Below are 26,007 nucleotides of genomic sequence, written 5' to 3' on the forward strand. Positions count from 1 at the left end.
TAATGGAATTCAATAAAACCCCGAAAGTTTCTGTTATTGTACCTGTTTATAATCATGATCAGTTCTTAACCCTTAGGATTGAATCGATACTCAATCAAAGTTATCAAGATTTTGAGCTTATAATATTGGATGATTGTTCAACTGACAAAAGTTTAAGCATTATAAATTCATATTCACCATCTAAGATTAGTCATATTATCACAAATCGGCAAAACGGTGGGAGCCCTTTTAAGCAATGGAAAAAGGGAATTGAAAAAGCAAAAGGAGAATATATTTGGATTGCGGAAAGTGATGATTATTGTAGCAGCAATTTTTTAAAAATAGCTACAGATACATTTAATGCAGACCCATTGATAAGCCTTTTTTACTCGAAAAGCGAGATGGTAGACGAAGATGGGAAATTTGCTAATAATCTAGATTGGTGGTATAGTGATCTAAATGCAAACAAATGGAATGAAAGTCACAGTAATGATAGCAAAATGGAAATTCTTACTTATTTGAGTAAAAAAAATACCATAGTAAATGCAAGTGCCGTCGTTTTTAAAAATACTTCAACTATAGTATGGATACTAAATGAAGTTGTGAATTATAAATTTTGCGGGGATTGGATGTTTTGGCTCATCTATTTAAAAAGTACAGATAAACTCTTTTATAGTACTAATACAACGAACTATTTCCGCACTCACAACAATACTACTCGCCAAAATGTAAATTATAACAGAAATTTTGAGATACTAAAAATTTATAAATGGGTTATCAAAAATGTTTATGATAATCAAAACAAAGCTCTACTATTTAAGTATTTTTTCGACAACCATATCATCAAGCCTCCGAGAAGATTTTTTTTTACGAATACATGGCTGTTGATTAAATCTACTGTAGTTACTAAATATTATTTTTCAAATATCATCCTCTATTATCTAAAAAGGAAAAATTGACACAAATAAAAATTGCCTTAATTTCGTTTGAGTACCCACCAAAAACAGTAATAGGTGGCATTGGTAGTTATATGTATCAAACTTCGCAAATGTTAATAAAGCGCAATATTTACGTCGAAGTATTTACATCAACTGTCGGCGAAACAAATAAATCATCGATTGAAGACGGCGTTTTAATTCATAGACTATCTACAACTGATCATAATTACTTTAGAAAAGAAATTGTTAGCCTTTTTAAGGAAAGAAACTCTAAAATACATTTTAGTTGTATAGAAGGACCGGAATATGGTGCAGACACATATTATATTAAAAAAAATTTTCCTGAGATACCTTTGCATATAAAGCTGCACACACCTAGTTTTCTAATTAGAGATATCACTGTAAAAAAATTAACTATTTTCCAAAAAGTTAGATTTGCGTTAGGTGCGCTTAAAAAACTTGAAAAGCCAGTAGCATATTGGCGATACAAATGCAAAAATGATTTAGAATATTTAAATTTATTAGACGCAACTTATATAACATCTCCATCAAAAGATCTTATCAAGCAAGTTAAAAAAAGATGGAAGATAGATAAGCCTGTTTATTATTTACCCTCTTCATATTCTCCAAGATCAGAATTATTAGAAATAAGTGCTAGTAATCTACCTGACAAACCAATTATAACTTATATAGGACGTTTAGAAATTCGAAAGGGAGTACATAATTTTATTGCAATTATTCCGAAAGTTGCATCAGTTTATCCAAACGTTATTTTCAGATTTATTGGACGTGACTTTCCATCGCCTAGTAAGGATGTTAGCATGAAAAACTATTTATCGAGCTCGCTTTCTGATTTCATTGAAAACATTGAATTTGCTGGAGAAATATCTCAAAGTGATCTACCAAAATTTCTAGTGAATACTAGTATTTGTGTTTTCCCTAGTTTATGGGAAAACTTCCCAAATGTTTGTCTTGAATCGATGTCTGCAGCGAGGTGCGTGATTGGGGGAAAAAATGGAGGTATGAGCGAAATGTTAGCAAATGATTGCGGCGTTTTAGTAGATCCTAAAAAACCTAATGAAATAGCAGAAACAATTATAAAAATTTTAAAAGAACCTGAAATCATAACTCAACGAGGAATTAGGGCTCGTGATAAAATTCTAAAGGCATATAATGAAGATGTCATATCAAAACATTATTTCTCCCTTCTAATTAACAATTTAAAAGGTGAATAAGAAAATAACAATTTTATTGACTGTTTTTAATGAAGAGGTGAGCATTTTAAATGCCTTAAGATCAATAAAAACAAATCAGATATACCCTGATGTAGATGTTGTTATAGTCGACGACTGCTCATTCAATTGCACTACTGTAAGAATTTTAAAGCTTCTAGAAACTTACACTAAATACAGGATTTTTCGTTCTCCTAAAAATTTGGGTCTATCTAACTCTAGAAATTTAGGCTTTGAAAAGGCTTTGGCAGAAATCATTGCTCCTTTAGATGCCGATGATACATTTCCAAAAAATGCTTTAGATAAGATATACAACACTTTTATAGACAATCCAAAAATAGATTTTGTTTATGGAGATTATGAACTCACAAATCTTGATAAAAATCATACAAAATTGATACGATGTAATCTTATTACAAAAGATTGTACAATTGATTTATCTGCTATCTTCGACAATTGGATTATGATGGGACAAAGTCCTTGTCGAAAACGTGTTTGGGATTTAGTAGATGGTTACGCTCTGAAGTACACCAACTCAGTCCAAGATGTCGACTTTTGGGTTAGAGCATTTCAGAAAAATGCCGTAGGCCTTTACTTAGCTGAAAGCATTTACTGCTGGAATCGATCCAGTTCAGGGATGAATGAAACATTTGACAGGAAACATTATTGGCTAATGTTAGATGAGCATTTTAACTTTATATCTAGATATATTAATAAAAAAAAAATTTCTAATAACATATCCGAAGGCTATTATAAATCAGGCTTATTATTTAAAATGCTTTTTTTTAACCTTAAGCATTTTAATGTTGTTGATTATAAAAACCATTTAAGACCAATACTTTTAGTGAAAAGAAAAATAAAAAATTCACTAAGATCATGATCAATTATCCAAAAATATCCATCGTTACTCCCTCTTTTAACCAGGCAGAATATTTAGAGCAAACCATACAATCGGTATTGGATCAAGAATATCAGAACTTAGAATATATTATTATTGACGGTGGCAGCACTGATAATTCTGTAGAAATCATCAAAAAATACGAACATAAACTAACTTATTGGATTAGTGAAAAAGATAGTGGGCAAAGTCAAGCTATTAACAAAGGATTTGCCAAATGCACAGGCGAAATAATTGGTTGGTTAAATTCTGATGATATTCTTGTAGATAATGCACTAAGTAATGTTGCAGATTGTTTCTTAACAAATAAGATTCAGATTTTAGTTGGAGGTTCACAACATTGGGAGCCAAAATCAAAAGTCTTTATACCTCATACAACTAACCCGGAAACCTACTTGGATCTATTGAAGTACAATAAAAAGATATGCTTAGCGCAACCATCAGTTTTTTATACCAGAAACCTTTTGTTATCATGCGGTGGTTATTTAAACGAAAAACTGCATTATACTATGGATTTAGATTTATGGTTTAGGTTTGGAATATTTGAAGGAATCAACGAAAGGATATATTTTTTGGATGAACCAATAAGCTTAATGCGAATACAAAGCAATCAAAAAACAACAAGTATGAATTACGAAGCCATGAAAGAAGCGGCCAAAGTTGTTTTGTACTACTCAAAAAAATATAATATTCGATTTGTAGATAGATTAACATTATTTTTTAGGTATCGCTTATTTAGGTATAGTCTTGTAAGTGAGCTTTGGGGTAGGTTAAAGTTTTTAGACATAATTGGCTATCGTGCGGTCTCAAAACTATTCAGTTCGACTAAATGAACCCTATTTCTGTAGTTATAGCAACCTTAAACAGAGGTGAAAATCTAGTTTCTTTGTTACGGCAAATTGAAAGCTTGGAAACTAAACCTCATGAGATTATTGTAGTGGATCAATCTGAAAGCTACCCTTTAAAGATTAAACAGCAATTGAATGAAATTTTACTGAATAGTTCTATAAATTATCAAAAAATAGAGATTAAAGGTGCCGCAGCTGCCAGAAATTTTGGTGTAAGAATTGCTTTGTCCGAGTACATTATTTTCATTGATGACGATGTTATCTTAACTCTAGATTTTTTTGAGAAATATTTATCTGTAATAAATTCTGATTTAGATTTTGATGCTATCGCAGGAAAAGTGCTTGGATTAGATAAAAAAACGAGTTATTCACTTCCAAAAGAGTTCAATGACCAGCTTTTCGGTTTCATGTTTAGACCCATGCATTACGGTTATCCGTTAGAACATTCGGATCTTGGAACCTGTAATATGATGATTAAAAAATCAGTTTTTAAAGAACTAGGTGGATTCGATGAAAATTTAAAACGATTGGAGGATTCAGATTTTTCGTTTAGATTTCTTAAGAATAACTACAAATCATATTACGACCCCTCAATAAGTTTACTTCACAAATTTTCTTTATATGGCGCTGCTCGAGACATTGCCACTAATCAAAACAGGCAATACCCATCAAAGGAATATTGGCAACAGTATTTCTATTATGTTATTAAAAATTCAACAATTATTGAGGGAAAAACCTTTCTACTTTTCTATTTGAAACCTGTTTTTATTAAAAAAGGTATGTTATTGAGACCGCTAAGACTCTTTTATGCGCTAAAGGCGGTTTATAATGGTTATCATAATGCCAAACAAATACTGAGAAAATAATGGTTTCAGTAATTATACCCACATATAATAATTCTAAGTACATAACAGAAGCAATAAATTCCGTTTTAAGTCAAAGTTATACTGATTTTGAATGTATTGTTATAGATGACGGCTCTACAGATAACACTAAAGAAATACTGCAAAATTTTATTCAATCTAAAAAAATATGTTACTACTATCAAGAAAACAGGGGTGTATCTGCTGCTAGAAATTTGGGAATAGAAAAATCTAATGGTAGTGAAATTCTGTTTCTAGATGCTGATGATTTACTGACTACTTGGGCCTTAAAATCTCTCTCAAATAATATTGAAAGTTATGATATGATTTTTGGCGCTTGGGAAGATTTTGGCAATATTGTACACCGCAAAAATTTATACTTACATATCTTTGATGATAAACTATTAACTTATTTAAGATATAAACCAGTTCCTTCTGCTGCTTTAATTAAAAAAAATTGCCTCGAAAAATGGAATGAAAATTTAAAGGTTTGGGAAGTAACAGATTTCTTCCTTCACATAATTTTAAATGGAGCTAGAGTTACTTTTATAAACGATACAGTAACTAAAATGCGGCAGCATAATGACCCAAATAGGGCTTCAATCAAACAGGATCATTTTCATCCGCTAACAACGTTGCCATTCTTAAAAAAGTGGAAAAGAGAGATAAAATGTCAACAAATGTTATCTGAAGATATTGAAACTTTAATAGATGAAGACATTATAAATAACATATATACAGCAATAAGAATGGAAATTAGGTTAAAAGAACTTAAGATATACTTTAAAGAAGTTAGAATTCAATCATTAAAAACTTCTCAATTCTATAAACCTTTTGGATTGTATTATTTCATTTATCATCTAAAAAGCATCAACACAATGTTCATTTTTAATAAGATTGACAAATATTTTGGAAAATAGTGTACCTGTCGACAAAGTTTATGTTATTAACTTAAAGCGACGTCCTGATCGATTGAAAAAATGGATCTCAAACAATTCAAAGTTTTTCTCTAACGAACAACTTTATATTTTTGAAGCTATTGAGCCAAAAAAATACGACTTAAAACAATGGCCATTCGAGCCAGGAGCATTAGGATGCTTGGAAAGTCATTTAGGAGTACTTAAGCATGCAAGGGATCATGACTATGGTAATATTTTAATATTCGAAGATGATTCCATTTTAAAAGAAAATTTCGGCACTTTATTTTTTGAACATATTGAAGTCCTACCAAATAAGTGGAATATATTTTATTTGTTTTCTCAGCATTACCTTCCTGCAAACGACTATAATAACTTATTAGTTAAATGTAATAGCACTTTATCAACAGTGGCCTACATGCTTAACAAAACAAGCTATAATTTTTTTATTGAACTACTTGAATTAAAAAGCAAACAAGTGGATGTCATTTTTGCCCAATTACATTATATAATCGATGCCTATGCATCTAAAAATAATTTATGTGATCATGAGGACCTTTTTGATTCAGATGTTATTCATCGAAAACTGGCTATAAAATCAAACTTGTTTCAAAAATTTTTATCAAAAATTAAAGGTTGAATTTTTTGGTTTCTATTATTATTCCAACATATAATGCAGAAAAAACCATCAAGGGAACATTAGACTCTGTTTATGCTCAAACCTATAAAAATTTCGAAGTTATTGTTGTTAACGATGGCTCTACAGACCACACTTCAGCCGTTTTAGAAAATTTTACTAACTCCATTACCATATTATCAACAGAAAATAAAGGGGTTAGCCATGCCCGCAATTTAGGCTTAAAGTACTCCAAGGGGGATTATATACAATATTTAGATGCGGACGACTTATTAATGCCTGAAAAAATTGAGATGCAATTGCAAGCTTTAAAAGCAGAAAATGCCGATGTTGCTTATGGAGACTGGCAAAAGTTTAAAATCGAAAATAATCAGATAAAGATTTCAGAAACCGTTGAACGCGAAATACAAGGAGATTTAGAAGTTGCACTTTTTACCTATTTCTGGTGTCCTCCAGCTGCAATATTGTATTCGAGGAGGATATGCGATATCTTAAAATGGAATGAGCATTTACCGATAATACAAGACGCTCGGTACTTTTTGGATGCGGCAATTGCTAAAGGTAAATTTATATATACCAATGGTATAATGGCAAGGTATAGAATTGCTCAATCGGATTCACTTTCGCAAGAAAGCGACTTGAATTTTGTGAAGGATTTATATAAAAACACCAAGGGTATTTACACAGCATGGAAAACAGATCTTAATCCTAATAAAAAAACAGCAATTATACAATCTTTAAGGCATTGCATTAATCGTTTAAGCGTTTTAGAAAAAAGTTTAATGAAAGAGGCTATTGAATTTTTACTTCAAATTGAACCACATTATCTACCTCCAGAAAAAGGTTTATTGAGGACGATGTCAAAAATTATTGGTTACAAAAACGCAGAAAAATTAGCTGGTTTTAAAAGAGCTCTTGAGTTATGAAAATTGCTATGGTGACTGCTTATTTTTACCCGACTAGCAGAGGAGGCACAGAAAAATATGTGCTGAGTCTTGCTAAAAGTTTAATCAAGCAACATCATGAGGTTCATATTATCACTACTGGTGCCCCGAATACAATTGTAAAATATGAAGATATAATTGTTCATTGCTTTAATGATGAATTATCTAATGATTCAGATATTTTATCAAGCAGACAGGCAGCTGGAAATCTAAATGATTTTAGAAGAATATTAAGCGAAAACAAGTATAATTTGGTTCATTTTCATACCTTAACGCCCGCTTTTAATATATTTCATATATCAGCAGCTAGAAGGCTAAATGCAAAAATTCATTTTACAGCCCATGTGCCTGGTATTACCTGTATTCATGGCGACTTAGTGCAATTTGGAACGCACGCTTGTGATGGTCTTATTCAAAAACATAGATGTACTGCCTGTTACATTAGTAAGAAAGTTGCAAGCACGCCAATTAGTAAAATAATAGCAAAAACAGTAGATGTCTTAAATTATCCAGTTGGTACAGCGACCGCAGTAGAAAAAAAAGTCGAAAACCTGTTGGAACTAAACAAACTATGCGACAAAGTTTTTCTTTTTACTAATTGGCAGAAAGAAATATTTATTAAAAATGGATTTGAGCCGACGAAAATTACCATTACCAGTCAATTGTTGGATATACAATTGAGCCCAGAAATTCCAGTTGAAAAGACGATTAAAGTTATTGGATTTGTTGGACGGATAATCCAAGAGAAAGGGTTGCATATTTTAATTGAGGCATTTAAATCAGTAAATAGAAAAGATTTACAACTCCATATTGCAGGTATTATCAATGATGAAAAGTATTTTGATAGACTTAAGAACATAACAGCTAAAGACTCAAATATCCTTTGGAAAGTTAATTTGTCAGAAACGCAAACTAATGAGTTTTATAAAAGCATAGATTTGTTAGTCATTCCTTCCTTGACTTACGAAACAGGACCTTATGTTCTATATGAAGCATTCGAAAAAAATATTCCTGTTATTGCCAACAACCTAGGAGATATGGATGTCTGGAGAGAAAAAGGATTTAATATCAAAATATATAATTCAACTACAGAGCTAAAAAACTATCTCAAACTCTTAGATTAACCCTTTCACCATGTCAATTAATAAAGTGTACGTTCTTGCGATCAGCTTGTTAACTCTTTCGTACTTAATAATTTCTTTGATCATTAAACCATCTATGTATTATGATAGTGCTATCGGTTTTACGACAATGAAATCTATGTTATCTGGAGCCCCATTTAATTATACTAAGACTGTCAGTTTAGGTTCGATAGCTAAAAACCAATTGGAATTTAATGGTACCTGGGCACCGGGACAGTACCTGGTTCCCATGCTTTTCATTAAGTACGTTGGATTAAATATTGGAGAGAGCATTGTAATCACAAATTTTTTGATGAATGTATCAGGGTTATTTGGACTTTACTATCTATTTCTTGCGCTCAAATTTGACCGAACTGTAATTTTAACCGCATTGATGATAATTGTTTGTCAACGATTTTATTCAATTTCTTATAGTCTGTATAATGGTGGCGAAACTATTCTTTTCGGCACATTACCATGGATATTATTATGCCTTAGATCTCTTAAATACGATAATGTTTTTGACTTCTTTTATTTTATGCTCTTGTGCTCCATTGGGTTTCTTAGCAAATTCTCGTTTATAATTGTAGCCTTAGCAATAACTATATTTTTAATAATTCGAAACTTAAAATCATTTCAAAATGTGCTAGCAAATGATTTATTACTGGCAGCAGTAAAACATTGTTTGCTGTTCATGCTATTTTTCACGATTTGTTATTTAACTTTTATTAACAAGGGCTTATACAATGCGCAAACGTTTAAATTCAGTTTTAGCTTGACCAACACTTTTTTTGTATTAGCGGAGCCTTTGGGCTCAATTCTTTCTATTGACGATATTTATCAAAGATTATTCGAATTTCCTGGGTACAATATTTCGGAAGATATATTATTTGTCCTAAAGCTTATTTACTACTTTATAGTAGCACTGATTTCCATTTTAAGTGTCGTAAAGATTTTAAATCTTAAAATAAGTGAGGATTATAAGGCACTGTTAGTTTCATTTTTGATCGTATTTACTTGTGTATTTTTATTATTTTATAATAAAAAAGACATTACTAGCTCTATGGAAATGAGGCATTTTAGAAGTGTCGGCTTTTTAATTTTACCAGGCGTAATTAGTTATTTGAAAGATGATATAAAAACAGTATTTAGTTATCTATTACTTTCCATGATATTTGTCAGTTGTTTATATGGTGTAACTTCCTTTCTGCAGCGAGAGAGCGGTCTTCTCAAAAACTCCTATGTTGGGTATAATGGATTCAGGCTTGCCATAATCGATAAACCGACACTTGTATTTCTAAAACAATTAGAAAAAAAAACCATTGGAGCAACCCTTATGTACCTGCCTGACGCAGCTGCGGCTTTAGAGTTTAACAAATCAAGAATAATAATCTCACATGCAGATTTCGAGCCCTTGCAACAGTTACAAGAAAAACATTATTTAGGAACAGTTCCAACACTTTATGTTGTTTTACAATCCCGGTTTGATAATAATGGAAAGAAAGATGCAATTCTTGGCTCTTTCAAAAATTATTCACACTTCAAGACAATATTTAGAAATGATGAGTTTACTGTATTTGAAGGCTTAAAGTAAATGTCGATTAAAAAAATAACATTAATCAGTAATAGTCACTTAACTTCCAATCCCAGATTAGTCAAAGAAGCCGAAGCGCTTAGTGAAGTTGGTTTTGTTGTTAGCGTCATTTTCTTACAACACATTGCCGAACTTGAAGCTTTTGATGAGGATATTATTAAAAAGCTTCCAAAAGTTAAGTTCTATAAAATAAATTTTGGAAGTAAAAATAGAGCGTCCAGGTATTTAAATTATAAAAGGTTATTGCGTAAGTTCTGGATCAGGATTAATCCAAAAAGTAAACTAAGCGAAAACGTGTTCTTTACCGAATTCAAAAACTTAATTAATAAGAATACTGCGGATTTATATATTGGCCATACTTTGCGGGCTTTGCCTATTGTAGCATGGGCCGCGAAGAATAATGGGACTAAGTTTGCTTTTGATGCAGAGGATTATCATCGAGGAGAAACAACTTATGAAATACAAAATAATTTTGCTGAAATTATTGAAAACAAATATTTAAATGTTGCTGAATACATCAGTACGGCAAGTAAGTTTATCAGTGAGGCATATCGGAAACACTTTGAACTGCAAAAGATTGTCACGATTAATAATTTTTTTACTCATAATGCTTTAGTGCCTCGAGAGCAAATGAACAATAGTAAGCCCATTAAAATTGTGTGGTTTTCCCAGACCATTGGTTTAAATAGAGGATTAAAAGAATTTATTTCAAATTTGGTTTTACTCAATCCAAACTTTTTTGAATTGCATTTAAGAGGTACAAGCGATGAATCTATCCGAACTCACTTACTAGAAAATGTTTCAACTGGCTGGATAAATAAAATTTTCTTTTATCCTCAATGTAAACCTAGAGAATTAAGTTTTTGGCTACAAGGTTTTGATATAGGTTTAGCACTAGAACCAGGCTTTAACTTCAATAATGAAATTGCAATATCTAATAAGATTTTCCAATACTTTAATTCAGGCTTAGCTGTAATTGCAACTCCTACTACAGGACAAAAGTGGGTAATTCAGCAGGCACCAGATGCAGGCGTTATTCTTTCACCTGAGTCAAATTTAGATATCCTGAAAAGTTGGGCTGAAGATAGATCGAATTTAGAAGATGCACAGAAGGCTGCTTTAAGTGCTGCAAAAAGTAAATTTGACTGGAATGAGGAAAAGAAAAAATTAATTGAGGTTATAAAACAAATTCAAGTTGGCTAAAACATTAACTACGAATTGTCTAAAAAATGCAGTCAACCACTCTAATCCTGGCATTGGGAAATTCAGCACAGAAACGATAAAAGCTTACCAAGAAGCCGGTTTCTTAAATTTCATGTGCACAACACTGGTTTTTCACCAAGAAAATTTTGTTGTAAAATACATTTTGAAACGATTTCCTAAATTAATCTCAAAATTAAGAAGCAGGTATTTTTCGCAAATCCCCCCGGAGAAAATAAAGCTCTACCCTTTTAAAGAATTGTGCAGGTTGCTGGCTGTAAAATTTTTGAGCTTGACGGCTGCTGATACTGTTTGGGAATGGGCAGAGTTGAGCTTTGATAAGTGGGTATCCAAAAAACTTGATAAAAATGTAAGAATTGTACACTGCTATGAACATGCAGCACTATCTAGTTTTAAACAAGCACAAAAGCTTGGCTGTTTTAAAATTTTAGAGCAGATAAGCCAACATCATACTTTTTACAAAAAAGTAATAGATCAACAGTTTGACCAATATCCAAACCTCCGTTCTGATTATAACGAGAAGATTTTGCTGGAAAGCATCAAAAAAAGAAACAGAAGAAAAGATGGAGAGTATGATTTAGCAGACTTAATCATTTGCAATTCTACTTTTACCATGAGTACGCTAATTGAAGCAGGAATAGACAGAAGGAAAATTGTTAATATCCCACTTGCGTATCCCAAAGTTGACGAAGTAGAAAACATCCAAAAACAAGTGGACCAGTTTACATTTATTTATGTTGGCTCATTAAGTTTACGAAAAGGAACACATATTCTTCTAGAAGCCTGGCAGAAGTGTTTTTTTGATGAACAAAATGTCCAGTTAATTTTAGCTGGAAGTAGTTCTTTACCAAGAGGTTTAACAGAAAACCTACCGCAAAATGTAGAATTTAGAGGTTTTTTAGATAAACACGAATTAGACAACCTATATAAGCAAGCAGATCTTTTGGTTTTCCCAACGCTAGCGGATGGATTTGGAATGGTGATTACAGAAGCAATGGCTAAAGGCCTGCCCGTGCTAACTACAAGCAATTCCGCCGGATACGATTTAATAGAAGACGGCATAGATGGATTTATCATAGATGCAGGAAGTATTAATGCACTTGCAAAAAAAATGCTTTGGATAGTGGAAAATAAATCTATTTTACCAAATATGAGCAAACTAATTATGGAGAAAGCGAAGAAATATCAGTGGTCTGATTACAGGATTAGATTGATAAATAATATAAATGAAAGATATTTAAGTTATTTAAATGAATAATATAACTATTGGTTTCGTAATTGCTCTAAAACCAAAATTCAATTCAAATAACTGGGAAAATGATTCGAAGCTACTTTATCAAACTCTTGAAAGTATATGCAATCAGGAAAGTGAAGATTTTATGGCCTTTCTTGTTTATCATGATTTACCTGACATACTATTTAATCATAGAAAAATTCATTTTTTAAAGTTTCCTTTTTCATTCTGTACTTTTGAATCCTTAGATAAGATAAAGGCAGAACATCGCGAAACTCCTGAAGGCACAACATACTTTTTTGATCAGGGAAAGAAAATAATGTATGGGGCTGAAATTGCTAAATTTCATAACTGTAAATACATCATGTCTGTTGATTTTGATGATTTAATTAGCAATAAAATATTAAAATATATTACTGAAGATGACAATCGTTCAGGTTACTATGTTGAAAAAGGTTATATCTATTACACAGAAAAAAAACTTTTATTACGTAGAAAGAAAAGGATGAACGGCATAAATGGTTCAACCAATATTATTTACCATCAAAATATATCAAATGTTGATCTATTTAGTAATGATGTGGATTCCTTTAGTTTCTTTTCTGCCCACTATTATACAAAGTTTCGACTTTTGGATCAAGGTATCGTAATTAAACCACTTCCCTTTTACGCAATTATATATAGAGCGCATATAAGTAATTGGTTTAATATCCATACACATATGAACGGGTTTTCATTAAAGATTATTTATAAGTACCTTTTCCAACGACATTTTATTACAAAGGCTATAAAAAAAGAATTTAGACTTTGAAGAAAGTACTAATAATCTCACCTTATTTTATTCCAACAAATTCCGCTGATAGCCATCGGATCAGAATGAGTTTACTCTATTTTAAGCAATTCGATTGGGAAGCTGAAATTGTGACAGTTAAATCAGTTTATTCTGATTTAGTTAAAGACTCTTTGTTAATAAAAAGTATTCCTGAGGATATAAGAGTCCACAATGTAAAAGCACTATCAAAAAAATGGACTTCGAGATTCGGATTAGGAAGCATTGCCTTACGTTCATTGTGGTTTTATTTTACATATGTAAGCAAGCTCTTATCTAGCCAGCATTATGATTTAATCTATTTTTCGACTACCCAATATCCAGTGTGCGTATTAGGCCCATATTGGAAGAAAAGATTTAAAGTCCCGTATGTAATTGACCTACAAGACCCTTGGCATACTGATTATTACAATAATAAGCCAAAATCTGAACGACCTCCTAAATATTGGTTTTCGTATAGATTGAATAAGTTATTAGAACGGATTGCTTTAAAATCAGTTGATGGCTTAATTTCTGTAAACCAAGCATACATTAATGAATTAAAAAATAGATATTTTCAAATCAAAGATATTCCTGCAGCAACAATCCCCTTCAGTTCATCTTTGATAGATTTCGAAATTGCGAAAATTAATAGCTCTAGTTTCAATTCTTACTACAATAAAAATGATAAGATTAAAATAGCTTACATTGGAGCTGTGGGTACGATAATGAAAGAAAGTATTATTAAATTACTTTACGCATTCAAAATATTCATTAATACTAGCGATTTATTTAAGGAAAAAATAGAATTGTATTTTCTTGGCACAAGTTACGCTCCAAATGGAGCAGGTATTCCAAGCGTTAAACCAATAGCAAATGAGTTAGGTATTGGTGAGTATGTTATTGAAGTAACTGAAAGATTAACATATTATAATGCCATTCATCATATACTGAATTCCGACGCATTATTTATAGTCGGTTCTGATGATTCTAACTACATTGGCTCGAAAGTTTATAACTACTTGATGGCAAACAAACAGATTTATTCGCTATTGCATCATAAAAGCCCGGCTATTCAAGTATTAAAGAATTATGATTTAGCGGTAATAAACGACTTAAATTCTACTCAAGAAACAATAAATAGTAGCTTTAGTAAATTTATCAGTGGTTTAACTAGTGATGATCAAATTAATAATCTTCCTATATATGATGCCTTGATGATGACAAAAGATCAATGTGCTTTATTTGACAAGGTTTTGAGCATTTGAAAAAGTTAGCAATTATTATTACCCACCCCATCCAATACTATGCTCCAGTTTTTAAACTTCTGGCAGCTCACTGCAATCTAAAGGTTTTCTATACCTTGGGATTTGAAGGCACTGCGGCGACATTTGATAAAGGCTTTAATCAAAAAATTATCTGGGATATTCCTTTGTTAGAAGGTTATGAACATGCTTTTTTGGAAAACACAGCAAAAGAAAAAGGATCGCATCATTTTATGGGCATCAAAAACCCAGGTATTATCCAAAGTATTGACGGTTTCAATCCAGATATTATAATCGTTTACGGCTGGGCTTACCACAGCCATTTAATAGTGTTACGCTATTTTAAGGGTAAAATACCTATTTGGTTTAGGGGTGATAGTCATTTATTAGACTCTAAACCGTTATGGAAAAAACTGGCGCGAAAAATTTTATTAAAATGGGTTTACAGCTACATTGATAAGGCGTTTTATGTAGGTACGGCAAATAAAGCATACTATAAATCTTCTGGATTAAAAGCGCATCAACTCATATTTGCACCTCATGCAGTAGATAATGAGCGATTTTCAGAAGATAGAACTGGTGAGCTTAATCTTTTGAGGCAAAATTTAAGGATAGATATGGGAGAAATGTTGATTCTATTTGCTGGCAAATTAGAAAGAAAAAAAAGTCCAGAACTATTATTACAAGCATTCTTGGACCTGAAATTGAAGAATACACATTTGTTGTTTGTAGGTAACGGAGAAATGGAAGAAAGTTTGAAGGAAGCAGTAGAATCCTGCGACTACGCTCCGGATGGCACGAACAATGAAGCGGACTCTTCGATAAAAAACAGAATTCACTTTATGGATTTTCAGAATCAAGGTTATATGCCTGTAATTTATCAAGCTTGTGATTTATTTTGCCTTCCTTCACAGGGACCAAATGAAACGTGGGGATTAGCGGTAAATGAAGCGATGGCCGCTGGCAAAGCCATATTGGTTTCTGATAAAGTTGGCTGCAACTTAGACTTGGTTAACCACGATAATGGATTAATTTTCAAAACAGAATCTGCAACGATACATGATTCTTTAAAGAAAATAGTTCAATCTGACCTTGGGAAAATGGGAAAGAGTTCTTACCATAAGATTCAGAAATGGAATTTCCAAGTTCAAGCCAATACATTTATTCATGAATTGTATAAAGGAAATTAAAGTCTCAGTTTTACTAGCAGTTAGGAATGGTCAAGAGTTTATAGCATCCTCTATTAGGTCTGTACTTTCTCAGGATTTTAAGGATTTCGAACTACTTATTAGCGATGATAATTCAATTGATAAAACGATAGATGTTATCAAAGAATTTCAAGATGAACGTATACAGCTTCATCAACAAAAAAAATCGTTAGGACAATTCGGTAATTTTAACTTTTTACTTTCAAAGGCTGAAGGTGAGATAGTTCACTTTTGGAGTCATGATGACATCATGTACCCTAATTGCTTATCTACTATAGTGAACTTTCATTTCGAAAATTCAAACTTGGGAATGTCGTATTGTAGCGGAAACTATATTGATAAAAGTGGATTAGTGACTCGAGAATGGAAATTCGATGGGACACCAAGACTATTGAATAAAAATCTATACTCGAAGTATTCCCTTACATATGGCTGCTTAGCTGGCAGTATATCTCAAGTATCCCTTAACAGAAAAAACATCGGAAATAATTATTATTTCATTGAATCTTATCTGCTCGCAGGTGACTTTGAACTTTGGACAAGAATTGCAGAAAAATTTACGATTGGATTTATATCAAAAAAACTTACAAGTATTAGAAATCATTCTTCACAGGTTTCGAACAATGCTTCAAGTAACTATGCTTCTGTAGTAGAAGGAATTCCCATCACCAATAGATTGATGAAGTACGTTAATGTTGATTTAAGAGAAAAACCAAAAATTAAGCGAGAGGTGATATTAATTCACTACTTTCAACGTGTAATGGTTTTATTCGTTCGTAAGGAATTTAAGCTCTTCATATCGGGAATCAAGCTATTAAGTAGAGAGGACAATATATTTTTACTCTTTTTGACATGGATCAGATTCCGTCTAAGAACTAAGGATCAGTTCCTCAAACATCGTAGAAAAATTACTTCCATTTTATTTGATTAGTAATTAAAAAATTGTTTAAAAATTCTATAAAGTTAGGGAGTTTAAAAATTGGTATTGGGGTGATCCTAGCCTTATCGCTTTTAACAATAAATCCGATAGCTACGTTTTTTGCTATTCTCTTTGTTCCATTTGCTGCCAAATTACTTTGGAGAAAAAATGAACCTCCAATTTTATTTTTTGGATTAATTATGCAATGGTCGCAGGTTTGCCTAAAGATATTTTATGCAGATTATTTATATAAAGACTTTCGCAATCTATTCACCTATTATCAGAACATAGATAATGCTTACTATTACAGTTTAACCTCACTCTACGTCATTTGCATTGGCATTTATATCATTATTCATAAGTTACCTCAGCTGGAGCACGATGATTTTAAAATGCTACTAGACCGTTATAATTTAAAAAAAATAGTGACGCTTTACATTGCTGCGATTTTCTTCACTCCTTTTCTTCTCGTATTTTCACATATTCTGCCAGGCTTACAACAATTTTTTATTAAGGTCCAAGATTTGAAGTGGGCCATCTTCTTTTTCTTCTTTGCTTCCCACTTTGTTTTCGACAAGAATAAGAAGCTACTTTACACCATTTTAATAGCAGAAATTATATTCAGTTTAACAGGCTATTTCAGCTCATTTAAAGATTTTTTTATCGTCGCCATCGTATTATATGTTTTTGTAAAAAGAACATATACTTATGTCAATTATGCATTATTTGGTTTATTAGTTGTTCTTTTATTTAACTTAATGATCGTTTGGCAGTATGTAAAGCCAGAATACAGAAGCTATCTTTCTGGAGGTGAAAGTGCGCAAGTGGTTACAGTTTCTAAAACTGATGCATTGGAAAAACTATATGAATTAACCAGCAATGCCAAAAATTTGAAGTATGAGGACGGAATTACGAACCTGCTAGACCGGCTGACTTACATCGATATTTTCTCCGCATCTACCTCTTACGTTCCCTTAAATCGACCACATGAACATGGGCGACTATGGTTAGACGCGATTAAGCGCATACTAATGCCAAGGATTTTCTTTCCTGAAAAAACTGTAATCGATGATACGGAGAAAACAATTACCTATACTGGTGTGGGTTTTGCAGGCGCAAACTCGGGCACTTCTATAAGTTTGGGTTATGTAACAGAAAGTTATATTGATTTTGGCTTTCCAGGCATGCTTATTCCATTATTGTTATGGGGTGTCGTGATTGGGCTATCTTATAAATTTATTTTGTTAAAATCTCATAACAGAATCTGGGGATTCGCCTTTTTAGTGCCTTTCATATTTCAAATAAATCTCTTCGAGACAGCCCTAGATAAGCTGGTCGGCAGTTTTTTTGCCTTTTTCCTAATCTATCTTTTCCTGAATAAATTTGTAATAAAGAGGCTTGACAATTATTTAAAAAATTGAAAATCATTCACATCACTCCATCTTACAAACCTGCCTACATTTACGGCGGCACCATTCAAAGTGTTGGAAAATTATGTGAGGCTTTAATGTCCTTCGACTTCGCTCAGGAGTACACAACTGATGTTGAGGTGCTTACAACCACCGCAAGCGGAAAATATGAACTCAGTGTTGATACCGGAAAGCAGCACACTGTTGACGGGGTGCCTGTTACCTATTTTAAACGTTGGACAAAGGATCATAGTCATTTTTCGCCGAGATTGATGCTGGAGTTACGAAAAGTAATTCGAAAGGCTCGTTATAACAAAAATGATGAAATTATTATACATATCCATGCCTGGTGGAATTTGGTTTCAGTTTTGAGTTGTTTGGTCGCGAAATGGTATCAAATTCCAGTTATTTTGTCTCCCAGAGGTATGCTAACTGCATACACTCAAACCAATCGAAATTCCATTGTCAAAACACTTTTTCATAAGTTAATTGGGGAAAGACTGTTGCAATACAGCCATATCCATGCAACTAGTCCACACGAACAAATCGATATTTTGAAAATTGTTCAACCTAAAAATATTACAGTGATACCGAATTTGGTACAGCTGGCAGACAGCGTAAGGCGAAAAGCGGAGCGCATATCGACGGATTTTTCCAAGTTGATCTTTTTATCTCGCATTGAAGAGAAAAAAGGATTGGAACTGTTGTTGGAAGCAATGTCTAAAGTTGAAATTGCCTGGAAACTAACTATTGCCGGTACCGGGGATGAGAACTACGTACAAAGCTTAAAGCAGAAAGTAGAAGCCTTAAAGCTTAGAGGTCACATCGATTGGCTCGGTCATGTTAACAATGAGGACAAATATCACTTAATTGCTGCTCACGATTTGATGGTACTCCCCTCTTATAGCGAAAACTTTGCGAATGTAGTTATCGAGAGCTTAAGCGTTGGCACACCGGTTCTGGTATCAGACAAAGTTGGCCTGGCAGACTATATCTTAGAAAAAAACCTGGGATGGGTTACCAGCCTGGATATTAAAGAGATTGGCAACAAACTAACAGCGGCCGCTGAAGATAAATTGAAACGAAATGCAATCAGGGCGCTTGCACCCGGGCAAATTCGAGAAGATTTCAATGATGAGGTTCTGGCCAGGCGTTACCTGGCGTTGTATAAGACGGTTATTGGTGAAGCTCACCGAAAAAGCTAATGACTTGATTCAAATGAGCTTGGACTTTAAAAAGACTGCTTTAAGTCGCACAACAACGGCGCCCGGAATATCAAGTTTAAGTATTAATTAAGTGAATATCACCTGTTCGATGAATAAAAACTTCAGTTTCATTATACTCACTTACAACGAAGAAATTCACTTGCCGAGATTGCTGAAGTCGATTGCTGATTTAAATGCACCGGTTTTTTTATTAGATAGCGGAAGCACAGACTCGACGGTAGAAATTGCCAAAGCATTTGGAGCGGGTATAAAAACAAACCCTTTCGAAAATCACCCTCGACAATGGGATTTCGCATTAAAAAATTTTGCTATTGAAACTCCATGGACTGTCGGACTTGATGCTGATCAGATAGTAACGCCAGAACTTTACCAAATGCTCGAAAGTTTTGACAATCAGAAATATCAAAACATTAACGGCATTTACTTTAATCGCAAAAATTTCTTTCAGGGAAGTTGGATTCGCTTTGGCGGCTACTACCCAATGTACCTTTTAAAGATGTTTCGTACCGGGTTTGCCCAGTCGGATTTAAATGAAAATATGGACCATAAGTTTATTGTTTCAGGAAAGACTATCACCTGGAAAAATGGGTATCTGCTGGAAGAAAACCTTAAAGAAAACGATCTAAGCTTCTGGAAAGCAAAACATGAGCGCTACAGTGATTTAGTTGCACAGGAAGAAATCGAAAGGATTAAAAAACTCCGCATTCAAGCTTTGAAACCAAAACTATTTGGTGACCCCAATGAGCGGAAAGCATGGCTCAAGCGGCTTTGGTGGAAATTACCCTTGGGATTCAGGCCATACTTATACTACGGTTTTCGCATGACTTTTCAATTTGGCTTTCTCGAAAATAAAAGCGGCAGGCAGTTTCATTACCTGCAGGCGCTGTGGTTTCGGAAATTAGTTGATGCGAAAATCAAGGCGTTAAAAAGAGGCGTTATATTATAACAAGCACAAGACTATCGAAGTTTAACAAGGTATTTATTCAAAAACAAAGCATTCCGAACAATAGATCGGGCTTCATAGCAAATGTTTTTTACCATCATCCGAATTAAATTTCCTGGTAAGGAAGGATAATTTGATTTGAACATAAAATATTAACTTTAAACATTCAAAACTGATATGGACGAAATCACGACTCAACAGGCAAAGAAGCAAGCTGATAAAAAGGCAATCAAATTCGTGGTGATGCTGTTTGTGCTCTATATTTTATTTAGTCAGGGCAATATTTTTATGAATAGCGTAATGACCCCAACCGGGCGCTATCACAACGCCTACATTGCTGAACACTTCGATTACATCCAAGGCTTAAAAAACGTATTAATTGCACCTGCCGTATGGATAATTAAACTTTTTGGATTTTATGCCATCCATAACAAACAGGATGTAATGGTGGTTAACGGTCCATATTTGAGAATTAATTACTCCTGTTTAGGGCTTGGCGTGATGAGTTTTCTCGCGGCATTTGTACTGGCTTTCCCGGCCAGCTGGAAGGAAACCATAAAAATGTTGATAATTGGAATCATTACCATTTATTTATTAAATATTTGCCGCATTGCGGGCTTGGGTTTATTATTTGGATTTTTCCAGAGTCAGCGCAATTATTTCGAGTACCACCATGAGATTTTTAATATATTAGTCTATATCGTCATCTTTATAATTTTATTTTTCTGGATCAAGAAAAACACCAGAAGTAATGCAACCGACGACCAGAAAAAATTTCACAAAGGAGCAAATCTTGCCAATCCATAAATCTACAATAAGCATTTATCTATGTACATATTAGGGTTAAATGCATATCACGGCGATTCCGCTGCCTGTATTTATAAGGATGGAGAAATAATTGCGGCTTCTGAAGAGGAACGGTTCAGGCGTATAAAGCATTGGGCGGGCTTTCCTACAATGGCTATTGATTTTTGTTTGCAAGAAGCGGGAATCAGTATCCAGGAAGTTGACTTTATCGCCGTTTCGAGGGATCCGAAAGCTAATTTTTTCAGAAAAGTTTTCACCGCATTTAAAAACAGGCTAAGCCTAAAAAATATGCTCAACAGGGCGCAGAACTTAAAGAAAGCCAGTAGCATAGAACAGGAAATCTGGCAGCATTTCAACTTAGCTAATCAATCCCTTAAAGCCAAAGTAGTTAATGTAGAGCATCACAGAAGCCATTTGGCAAGTGCCTTCTTCGCCTCTGCTTTTGATGAATCGGCGATACTATCCATTGATGGTTTTGGCGATTTTAGCAGTACGATGCTCGCCATCGGAAAGGGAAATCAAATTGAAGTTTTAGATACCGTTTCCTACCCACATTCGCTTGGTTTATTTTATACCACCCTAACGCAGTTTCTGGGATTTCCTCATTATGGTGATGAGTATAAAGTTATGGGACTTGCACCTTACGGCGTTCCCAAATATGCTCAAAAAATCAGGACACTGATTCAGCTAAAGCCAAATGGGCTGTTCGAACTCAATTTAAAATATTTCAACCATCCTAAAAATGGCGTAAAAATGGCCTGGGAAGATGGCGTTCCCAGTATAGAAAGCTTATTCACCAAAAGCCTGACCGATTTACTCGGCTTGCCGAGGCAAAGCGACGAAGCGTTAACCGAATACCACAAAGACATAGCTGCATCCGTACAACTTGTTTGTGAGGAGGTTATTTTTCATATACTCAATTATCTGCATCAGAAAACAGGATTAAATAGCATTTGCATTGCAGGCGGTGTTGCTCAAAATTCAGTTGCAAACGGCAAACTGAAATTAAAAACGCAATTTAAAAATGTTTACATACCTCCGGCCGGGCATGATGCTGGTACGGCTCTTGGCGCTGCGCTTTGGGTTTACAATCAAATTGAGCAGAAGCCACGAACATCACCAATGGTTCATGGCTATTTTGGAAGCAGATTTGACAATAGCTATATCGAGAAAATGCTGAGTAGCCGCAAAATTGCTTATACAAAACCCGCTAGCGAAGAATTTTATGATGAAATCGTAAGCGCTTTAACTGGAGAAGGGGTTATCGGCTGGTTCCAGGGAAGGGCTGAGTTTGGCCCGCGTGCACTTGGCCACCGTTCCATTTTGGCTGACCCGAGAAACCCCAACGCAAAAGACATCATCAACTCAAAAATCAAACGCAGGGAATCTTTCAGGCCGTTTGCGCCTTCTATTATAGCAGAGTTCGTTAAAGATTATTTTGAACAGGATGAAAGCGTTCCCTTTATGGAGAAAGTACTGCAGATAAAGGCGCATAAGAGGAAGGAAATCCCGGCCGTTACCCACATGGATGGCACGGGAAGGCTGCAAAGTGTTCATCAGGAAACAAATGAACGTTTCTACAACTTGATAAGTGCTTTTAATCAGTCTACAGGTGTTCCGATTTTACTTAACACCTCCTTTAATGAAAATGAGCCCATTGTAAACACGCCGGAAGAAGCTCTAGATTGCTTCCTCAGAACCAAAATGGATATGCTGGTAATGGAAGACATCATCATTAGAAAATAAAACGTTTTTAAATACAATGTCCAGGCCAGTGATAGTCACTGGCCTTTTTTTGTGCATTGCTCATTAACTCAGTTCCTCAATAAACAATTCTCCGCAAAGCAGTTTGAATCATGCAAAAAAACATCATCTTTGTGTTGCTACCTAAATAATTTGTTTAACTTTTTATTTGATGCTCATGAACATAAGATTCGATTGGGGTAGTTTTTCTTCTATCTTAAATATTTTCCCTGATGTGACGCTATACAGGTGTGGCAATTTCTCCAGTTCTAAAGTCTGGGTTTGATACGGATAAGCTCAAAAATCATCATTCTGGGACAATCGCGCTCTGGGTGTACTGAGTTTTAAAGCCGCTTTCAAGTCTCTATCATTACACATCATCCCAAATTTAGCCATGTCAGTCTTAAACTTTTTAGTTAGTATTACTTGCTTTTTTCTTTTTTTATTTTCGATACACTTATTTCTGGCAAAAAGTGAAAACCGGATACAGAACAGGCTACTTTCTTTGCTTTTATTTACGCGTTCGGGGCATATATTGGTGTCGCTTTTAATGGGTACTAACCAGCAGAAACTGTCATTCATACTCTTCCAAAGCTTTACACCTTTATATTTTGCGGCGCCCGCATGCTTTTACCTGTACATTACCGGTTTCCTGAAAAAAGACAGATCGCTGAAAAAGACAGACTGGATTCATTTTATACCAGCATTCTTGGCGCTGGTGCATGTTTTCCCCTGGCCTGGTAGCACAAACCTGGACTGGCAATTACTTATAAAACAGTTTAATGAATACGGCTATTGGTCAATAAGCACAAGAAGCGGGCTGCTGCCGCCCTATTTCCATTCGGGTTTTAGAACGTTGCTAACCATCACTTACCTGATACTCGCCTGGGGAGCCGTTGTAAAATCGAAAATCCTTCTGAAAGTTGCTGATAATAATTCTGAACGCAACTGGATGCTTTTTATACTGAAGGTAGCGACTTTTTTCCAGCTCATGGGTTTATCCCGAATCGTCTTGAGCAGCCTAAACATTCCGCTATACAATCCGATTTTTATTTTTCTGAACTGTATAGCGCTTTTGGTGGTGTTGCTTTACGCCTTACATAAGCCTCAGATATTTTATGGCGCACTCATGGTTGCTATTGACTGGAAAAGAAATCTGACTCTGGGTCACGAGCGCCCATTATTGCCGCCGGAAACTGCCGAGGAGATGAGAAAAAACAAAGCAGCTTTTCCAGATAACGACACCAGGATTCTGCCAATTTCCTTTAAGCGAATCAGGATTACCGATGCTCAGCTGGAGGCTTATGTTGGACTGCTCAAAAACGCAATGGAATCGGATTATCTGTTTTTAAATGCCGATTTACAAATTATCGATTTAGCAAGCAAAACCAACATACCCGTGCACCATTGCTCGTTCGTAATCAACAATCACTTAGGTAAAAATTTCCGTGACTGGATAAATGGCTACCGTGTAAATCATTTCTTAGATCGATATCCGTTGATGAAAGCCAAAATGACGATCCTGGCGATTGCACAAAATGCAGGTTTTAAAAATCAGGCTACATTTTATAATGCATTTAAAAAAGAAAAGGGTGTTATGCCAACTGTCTACATTTCGCAGGAATTGAGCGCCTGAGGCATTCAAGGGATAGATTTTCTCAAACCGTTGAATCGTTTGACATGATTGGACCCCAAAATCAGCTCAGCTCCTACCTCGGCGAATAACTTTGAAAAAGATTCAGTTTCAAAACACATCACGTGCGAAACTGCTGCATCTGATCACTCTAAGTTATTTCCTGTAATGATTAAAAACGAAGCCGAACGCGAAAGCTATTTAAATCCGCTCCTGAATTATCTTGGGCAGTTTCATCCACTTTCTCAAGAATTTATCAGACACTATGAGAAAGACTGCAGTCATTTCTCCATTAAAAAATCTAAGTTCGTGCTTTCCCCTGCAGACAGCAACAATTCTATATTCTTCTTGTTAAAGGGTGTTGTTCGTGGCTTCATAAAGGAAGACAATAAAGACATCAGCACCTGGTTCGGCTTTGAGCAGCAATTTATTGAGGCGGCGAGAAATCCCGAAGAAAAATCTAAATATTCGGTGGAATACATTCAGGCAATCGAAGATTGTGAACTAATCAGAATCCCTTACAGCCTCACCAATTTCCTTTATGGAGCTTATCCCGAAGCGGGCATTATTGCTAGAAAGCTGCTGGCCATCCACTATTATGCCGCTACCGAGCGCTCTACACTTGCCAGAATTCCAACCGCGCTTGGGCGTTACCTGCGTTTGGAACAAAGTGGAATGAACCTGAGCAGGATACCACAACGTTACCTGGCAAGTTACCTTGGTATGCGCCTGGAAACTCTGAGCAGAATAAAAAACAGAGCAGCAGAGCATACCATTCTTAAAATGGCCTAAACAGCTTATTACCGACATAAACGGAGGTGAATAATTTACTTTATGCAGCTAAACCTCAGACCAGATGTTAATTTTCTGTTAATCGATAATTGCATTTGATTTTTTCGTATATTGCTTATAACCAATTATAAAGATATGAGCACGTTAAAGAGAATGCAGAATTGGGGTGATCGTCATCACCCTGTCTGGTTGGATTTTTTAAGAATAATTTTAGGACTTGTATTAATCTGGAAAGGCATTGCCTTTTACCTGAATATTGGCGCTTTCAGTACCTTAATGCATAACGCGCACCTGGGCACCGCAGTTGGCATTAGTATGATCGCCCATTTTATCATCGTGGTCCACATCCTTGGTGGTGTAGCCATTGCGATTGGAACGTATACCCGTACTTTTTGCCTGGTAAACCTGCCTATACTCATCGGGGCTGTTTTCTTTATTAATTTATCGCCGATTATTCTCAGGCCCTATTCAGAGCTATGGTTATCAATTTCCGTACTGGTTGGATTGCTTATCTTCATCATTGAAGGAAACGGAAAACTCTCTGTTGATAACCAATTACTAGTAACTAAAATCACCAAGCATCAGCGTACTGCAAATTAATTAGCGCAGCAAATACAAAAGCCTGCTGGATATCTTGTGACATCCGGCAGGCTTTCGACTTTTAAGGAAATAAATCGTTGAGTGAATGGCAGCAATGCATCTCTGAATGTATCTACCTTAAATGCAATCAGGCTCTCTACTCGGCAAAGATTAAATCAGGAACTTCGTCTTTACTATCAAACGATAGCCATAATCTCTGGGGTTTTAAATCATCTGTAACCCAAATTC

The 26,007-nt window shown here is 34.5% G+C and carries 24 protein-coding genes; all 24 read left to right on the plus strand.

The window, feature by feature from the left end; translation table 11 throughout:
- Window positions 1–2 precede the first annotated feature (2 nt).
- Window positions 3–938 carry a glycosyltransferase family 2 protein gene (locus ASG14_RS13035; protein WP_056871478.1) on the plus strand — a complete coding sequence of 312 codons (936 nt, stop codon included), beginning with the start codon at window positions 3–5 and terminating at the stop codon, window positions 936–938.
- A complete protein-coding gene (locus tag ASG14_RS13040; protein ID WP_056871479.1) occupies window positions 935–2,152 on the plus strand; it encodes a glycosyltransferase family 4 protein in 1,218 nt (405 codons plus the stop codon). Before ASG14_RS13035 ends, ASG14_RS13040 begins: the two co-directional genes overlap by 4 nt.
- Window positions 2,145–3,029: a glycosyltransferase family 2 protein gene (locus ASG14_RS13045; RefSeq protein ID WP_056871480.1), complete on the plus strand. Its 885-nt coding sequence runs from the start codon at window positions 2,145–2,147 to the stop codon at window positions 3,027–3,029. The genes ASG14_RS13040 and ASG14_RS13045 overlap by 8 nt, the downstream gene beginning before the upstream one ends.
- A complete protein-coding gene (locus ASG14_RS13050) occupies window positions 3,026–3,880 on the plus strand; it encodes a glycosyltransferase family 2 protein (RefSeq protein ID WP_056871481.1) in 855 nt (284 codons plus the stop codon). The genes ASG14_RS13045 and ASG14_RS13050 overlap by 4 nt, the downstream gene beginning before the upstream one ends.
- Complete coding sequence (locus ASG14_RS13055; protein ID WP_056871482.1) at window positions 3,877–4,761, plus strand: glycosyltransferase family 2 protein; 885 nt, start codon at window positions 3,877–3,879, stop codon at window positions 4,759–4,761. Before ASG14_RS13050 ends, ASG14_RS13055 begins: the two co-directional genes overlap by 4 nt.
- A complete protein-coding gene (locus ASG14_RS13060) occupies window positions 4,761–5,678 on the plus strand; it encodes a glycosyltransferase (RefSeq protein WP_056871483.1) in 918 nt (305 codons plus the stop codon). Before ASG14_RS13055 ends, ASG14_RS13060 begins: the two co-directional genes overlap by 1 nt.
- Window positions 5,668–6,315, plus strand: a complete 648-nt coding sequence (locus ASG14_RS13065) for a glycosyltransferase family 25 protein (RefSeq protein ID WP_162238737.1) — start codon at window positions 5,668–5,670, stop codon at window positions 6,313–6,315. The genes ASG14_RS13060 and ASG14_RS13065 overlap by 11 nt, the downstream gene beginning before the upstream one ends.
- The gene (locus ASG14_RS13070) at window positions 6,312–7,238 is read left to right on the plus strand and encodes a glycosyltransferase family 2 protein (protein ID WP_082491543.1); all 927 of its coding nucleotides are present in this window, start codon (window positions 6,312–6,314) and stop codon (window positions 7,236–7,238) included. The genes ASG14_RS13065 and ASG14_RS13070 overlap by 4 nt, the downstream gene beginning before the upstream one ends.
- Window positions 7,235–8,380, plus strand: a complete 1,146-nt coding sequence (locus ASG14_RS13075) for a glycosyltransferase family 4 protein (protein ID WP_056871485.1) — start codon at window positions 7,235–7,237, stop codon at window positions 8,378–8,380. The genes ASG14_RS13070 and ASG14_RS13075 overlap by 4 nt, the downstream gene beginning before the upstream one ends.
- Before the next feature lie 10 nt (window positions 8,381–8,390).
- A complete protein-coding gene (locus ASG14_RS13080; RefSeq protein WP_157274922.1) occupies window positions 8,391–9,971 on the plus strand; it encodes a hypothetical protein in 1,581 nt (526 codons plus the stop codon).
- On the plus strand, window positions 9,972–11,174 hold the full coding sequence (locus ASG14_RS13085; RefSeq protein ID WP_056871487.1) for a hypothetical protein: 1,203 nt from the start codon (window positions 9,972–9,974) through the stop codon (window positions 11,172–11,174).
- Between the two features lie 289 nt (window positions 11,175–11,463).
- Window positions 11,464–12,450: a glycosyltransferase family 4 protein gene (locus ASG14_RS13090; RefSeq protein ID WP_162238738.1), complete on the plus strand. Its 987-nt coding sequence runs from the start codon at window positions 11,464–11,466 to the stop codon at window positions 12,448–12,450.
- Window positions 12,443–13,237 carry a hypothetical protein gene (locus tag ASG14_RS13095; RefSeq protein WP_056871489.1) on the plus strand — a complete coding sequence of 265 codons (795 nt, stop codon included), beginning with the start codon at window positions 12,443–12,445 and terminating at the stop codon, window positions 13,235–13,237. The genes ASG14_RS13090 and ASG14_RS13095 overlap by 8 nt, the downstream gene beginning before the upstream one ends.
- Window positions 13,234–14,502: a hypothetical protein gene (locus tag ASG14_RS13100; RefSeq protein WP_056871490.1), complete on the plus strand. Its 1,269-nt coding sequence runs from the start codon at window positions 13,234–13,236 to the stop codon at window positions 14,500–14,502. The genes ASG14_RS13095 and ASG14_RS13100 overlap by 4 nt, the downstream gene beginning before the upstream one ends.
- Window positions 14,499–15,689 carry a glycosyltransferase family 4 protein gene (locus tag ASG14_RS13105; RefSeq protein ID WP_056871491.1) on the plus strand — a complete coding sequence of 397 codons (1,191 nt, stop codon included), beginning with the start codon at window positions 14,499–14,501 and terminating at the stop codon, window positions 15,687–15,689. The genes ASG14_RS13100 and ASG14_RS13105 overlap by 4 nt, the downstream gene beginning before the upstream one ends.
- Entirely contained in the window at window positions 15,667–16,638 is a 972-nt protein-coding gene (locus ASG14_RS13110) for a glycosyltransferase (RefSeq protein ID WP_056871492.1), read from the plus strand. The genes ASG14_RS13105 and ASG14_RS13110 overlap by 23 nt, the downstream gene beginning before the upstream one ends.
- A gap of 188 nt (window positions 16,639–16,826) precedes the next feature.
- On the plus strand, window positions 16,827–18,047 hold the full coding sequence (locus ASG14_RS13115; protein WP_157274923.1) for a hypothetical protein: 1,221 nt from the start codon (window positions 16,827–16,829) through the stop codon (window positions 18,045–18,047).
- Window positions 18,044–19,240 (plus strand): XrtY-associated glycosyltransferase XYAG1, encoded by a 1,197-nt coding sequence (locus tag ASG14_RS13120; RefSeq protein WP_056871494.1) that lies wholly within the window; start codon window positions 18,044–18,046, stop codon window positions 19,238–19,240. Before ASG14_RS13115 ends, ASG14_RS13120 begins: the two co-directional genes overlap by 4 nt.
- Before the next feature lie 109 nt (window positions 19,241–19,349).
- Window positions 19,350–20,207: a glycosyltransferase family 2 protein gene (locus ASG14_RS13125; protein WP_056871495.1), complete on the plus strand. Its 858-nt coding sequence runs from the start codon at window positions 19,350–19,352 to the stop codon at window positions 20,205–20,207.
- Window positions 20,208–20,381: 174 nt separating this feature from the next.
- Window positions 20,382–21,011, plus strand: coding sequence for an exosortase Y (gene xrtY / locus ASG14_RS13130; RefSeq protein ID WP_056871496.1), 630 nt, complete (start codon window positions 20,382–20,384; stop codon window positions 21,009–21,011).
- A gap of 21 nt (window positions 21,012–21,032) precedes the next feature.
- Window positions 21,033–22,757: a carbamoyltransferase gene (locus ASG14_RS13135; protein WP_056871497.1), complete on the plus strand. Its 1,725-nt coding sequence runs from the start codon at window positions 21,033–21,035 to the stop codon at window positions 22,755–22,757.
- A 547-nt stretch (window positions 22,758–23,304) separates the two neighbouring features.
- On the plus strand, window positions 23,305–24,390 hold the full coding sequence (locus ASG14_RS13145) for an AraC family transcriptional regulator (RefSeq protein ID WP_056871499.1): 1,086 nt from the start codon (window positions 23,305–23,307) through the stop codon (window positions 24,388–24,390).
- 165 nt (window positions 24,391–24,555) lie between these two features.
- The gene (locus tag ASG14_RS13150; RefSeq protein ID WP_157274924.1) at window positions 24,556–25,179 is read left to right on the plus strand and encodes a Crp/Fnr family transcriptional regulator; all 624 of its coding nucleotides are present in this window, start codon (window positions 24,556–24,558) and stop codon (window positions 25,177–25,179) included.
- A 135-nt stretch (window positions 25,180–25,314) separates the two neighbouring features.
- Entirely contained in the window at window positions 25,315–25,779 is a 465-nt protein-coding gene (locus ASG14_RS13155; protein WP_056871501.1) for a DoxX family protein, read from the plus strand.
- Window positions 25,780–26,007: the final 228 nt, after the last annotated feature.

Origin of the sequence: Pedobacter sp. Leaf194 (assembly GCF_001423945.1) — a bacterium.
Taxonomy (GTDB): domain Bacteria; phylum Bacteroidota; class Bacteroidia; order Sphingobacteriales; family Sphingobacteriaceae; genus Pedobacter.

Coding starts and splice junctions, on each gene's coding strand:
- ASG14_RS13035 (WP_056871478.1), top strand. CDS start 3: ATGGAATTCAATAAAACCCCGAAAGTTTCTGTTATTGTACCTGTTTAT.
- ASG14_RS13050 (WP_056871481.1), top strand. CDS start 3,026: ATGATCAATTATCCAAAAATATCCATCGTTACTCCCTCTTTTAACCAG.
- ASG14_RS13055 (WP_056871482.1), top strand. CDS start 3,877: ATGAACCCTATTTCTGTAGTTATAGCAACCTTAAACAGAGGTGAAAAT.
- ASG14_RS13060 (WP_056871483.1), top strand. CDS start 4,761: ATGGTTTCAGTAATTATACCCACATATAATAATTCTAAGTACATAACA.
- ASG14_RS13075 (WP_056871485.1), top strand. CDS start 7,235: ATGAAAATTGCTATGGTGACTGCTTATTTTTACCCGACTAGCAGAGGA.
- ASG14_RS13080 (WP_157274922.1), top strand. CDS start 8,391: ATGTCAATTAATAAAGTGTACGTTCTTGCGATCAGCTTGTTAACTCTT.
- ASG14_RS13085 (WP_056871487.1), top strand. CDS start 9,972: ATGTCGATTAAAAAAATAACATTAATCAGTAATAGTCACTTAACTTCC.
- ASG14_RS13095 (WP_056871489.1), top strand. CDS start 12,443: ATGAATAATATAACTATTGGTTTCGTAATTGCTCTAAAACCAAAATTC.
- ASG14_RS13110 (WP_056871492.1), top strand. CDS start 15,667: ATGAATTGTATAAAGGAAATTAAAGTCTCAGTTTTACTAGCAGTTAGG.
- ASG14_RS13115 (WP_157274923.1), top strand. CDS start 16,827: ATGCAATGGTCGCAGGTTTGCCTAAAGATATTTTATGCAGATTATTTA.
- ASG14_RS13125 (WP_056871495.1), top strand. CDS start 19,350: ATGAATAAAAACTTCAGTTTCATTATACTCACTTACAACGAAGAAATT.
- xrtY (WP_056871496.1), top strand. CDS start 20,382: ATGGACGAAATCACGACTCAACAGGCAAAGAAGCAAGCTGATAAAAAG.
- ASG14_RS13135 (WP_056871497.1), top strand. CDS start 21,033: ATGTACATATTAGGGTTAAATGCATATCACGGCGATTCCGCTGCCTGT.
- ASG14_RS13145 (WP_056871499.1), top strand. CDS start 23,305: ATGGGTACTAACCAGCAGAAACTGTCATTCATACTCTTCCAAAGCTTT.
- ASG14_RS13150 (WP_157274924.1), top strand. CDS start 24,556: ATGATTAAAAACGAAGCCGAACGCGAAAGCTATTTAAATCCGCTCCTG.
- ASG14_RS13155 (WP_056871501.1), top strand. CDS start 25,315: ATGAGCACGTTAAAGAGAATGCAGAATTGGGGTGATCGTCATCACCCT.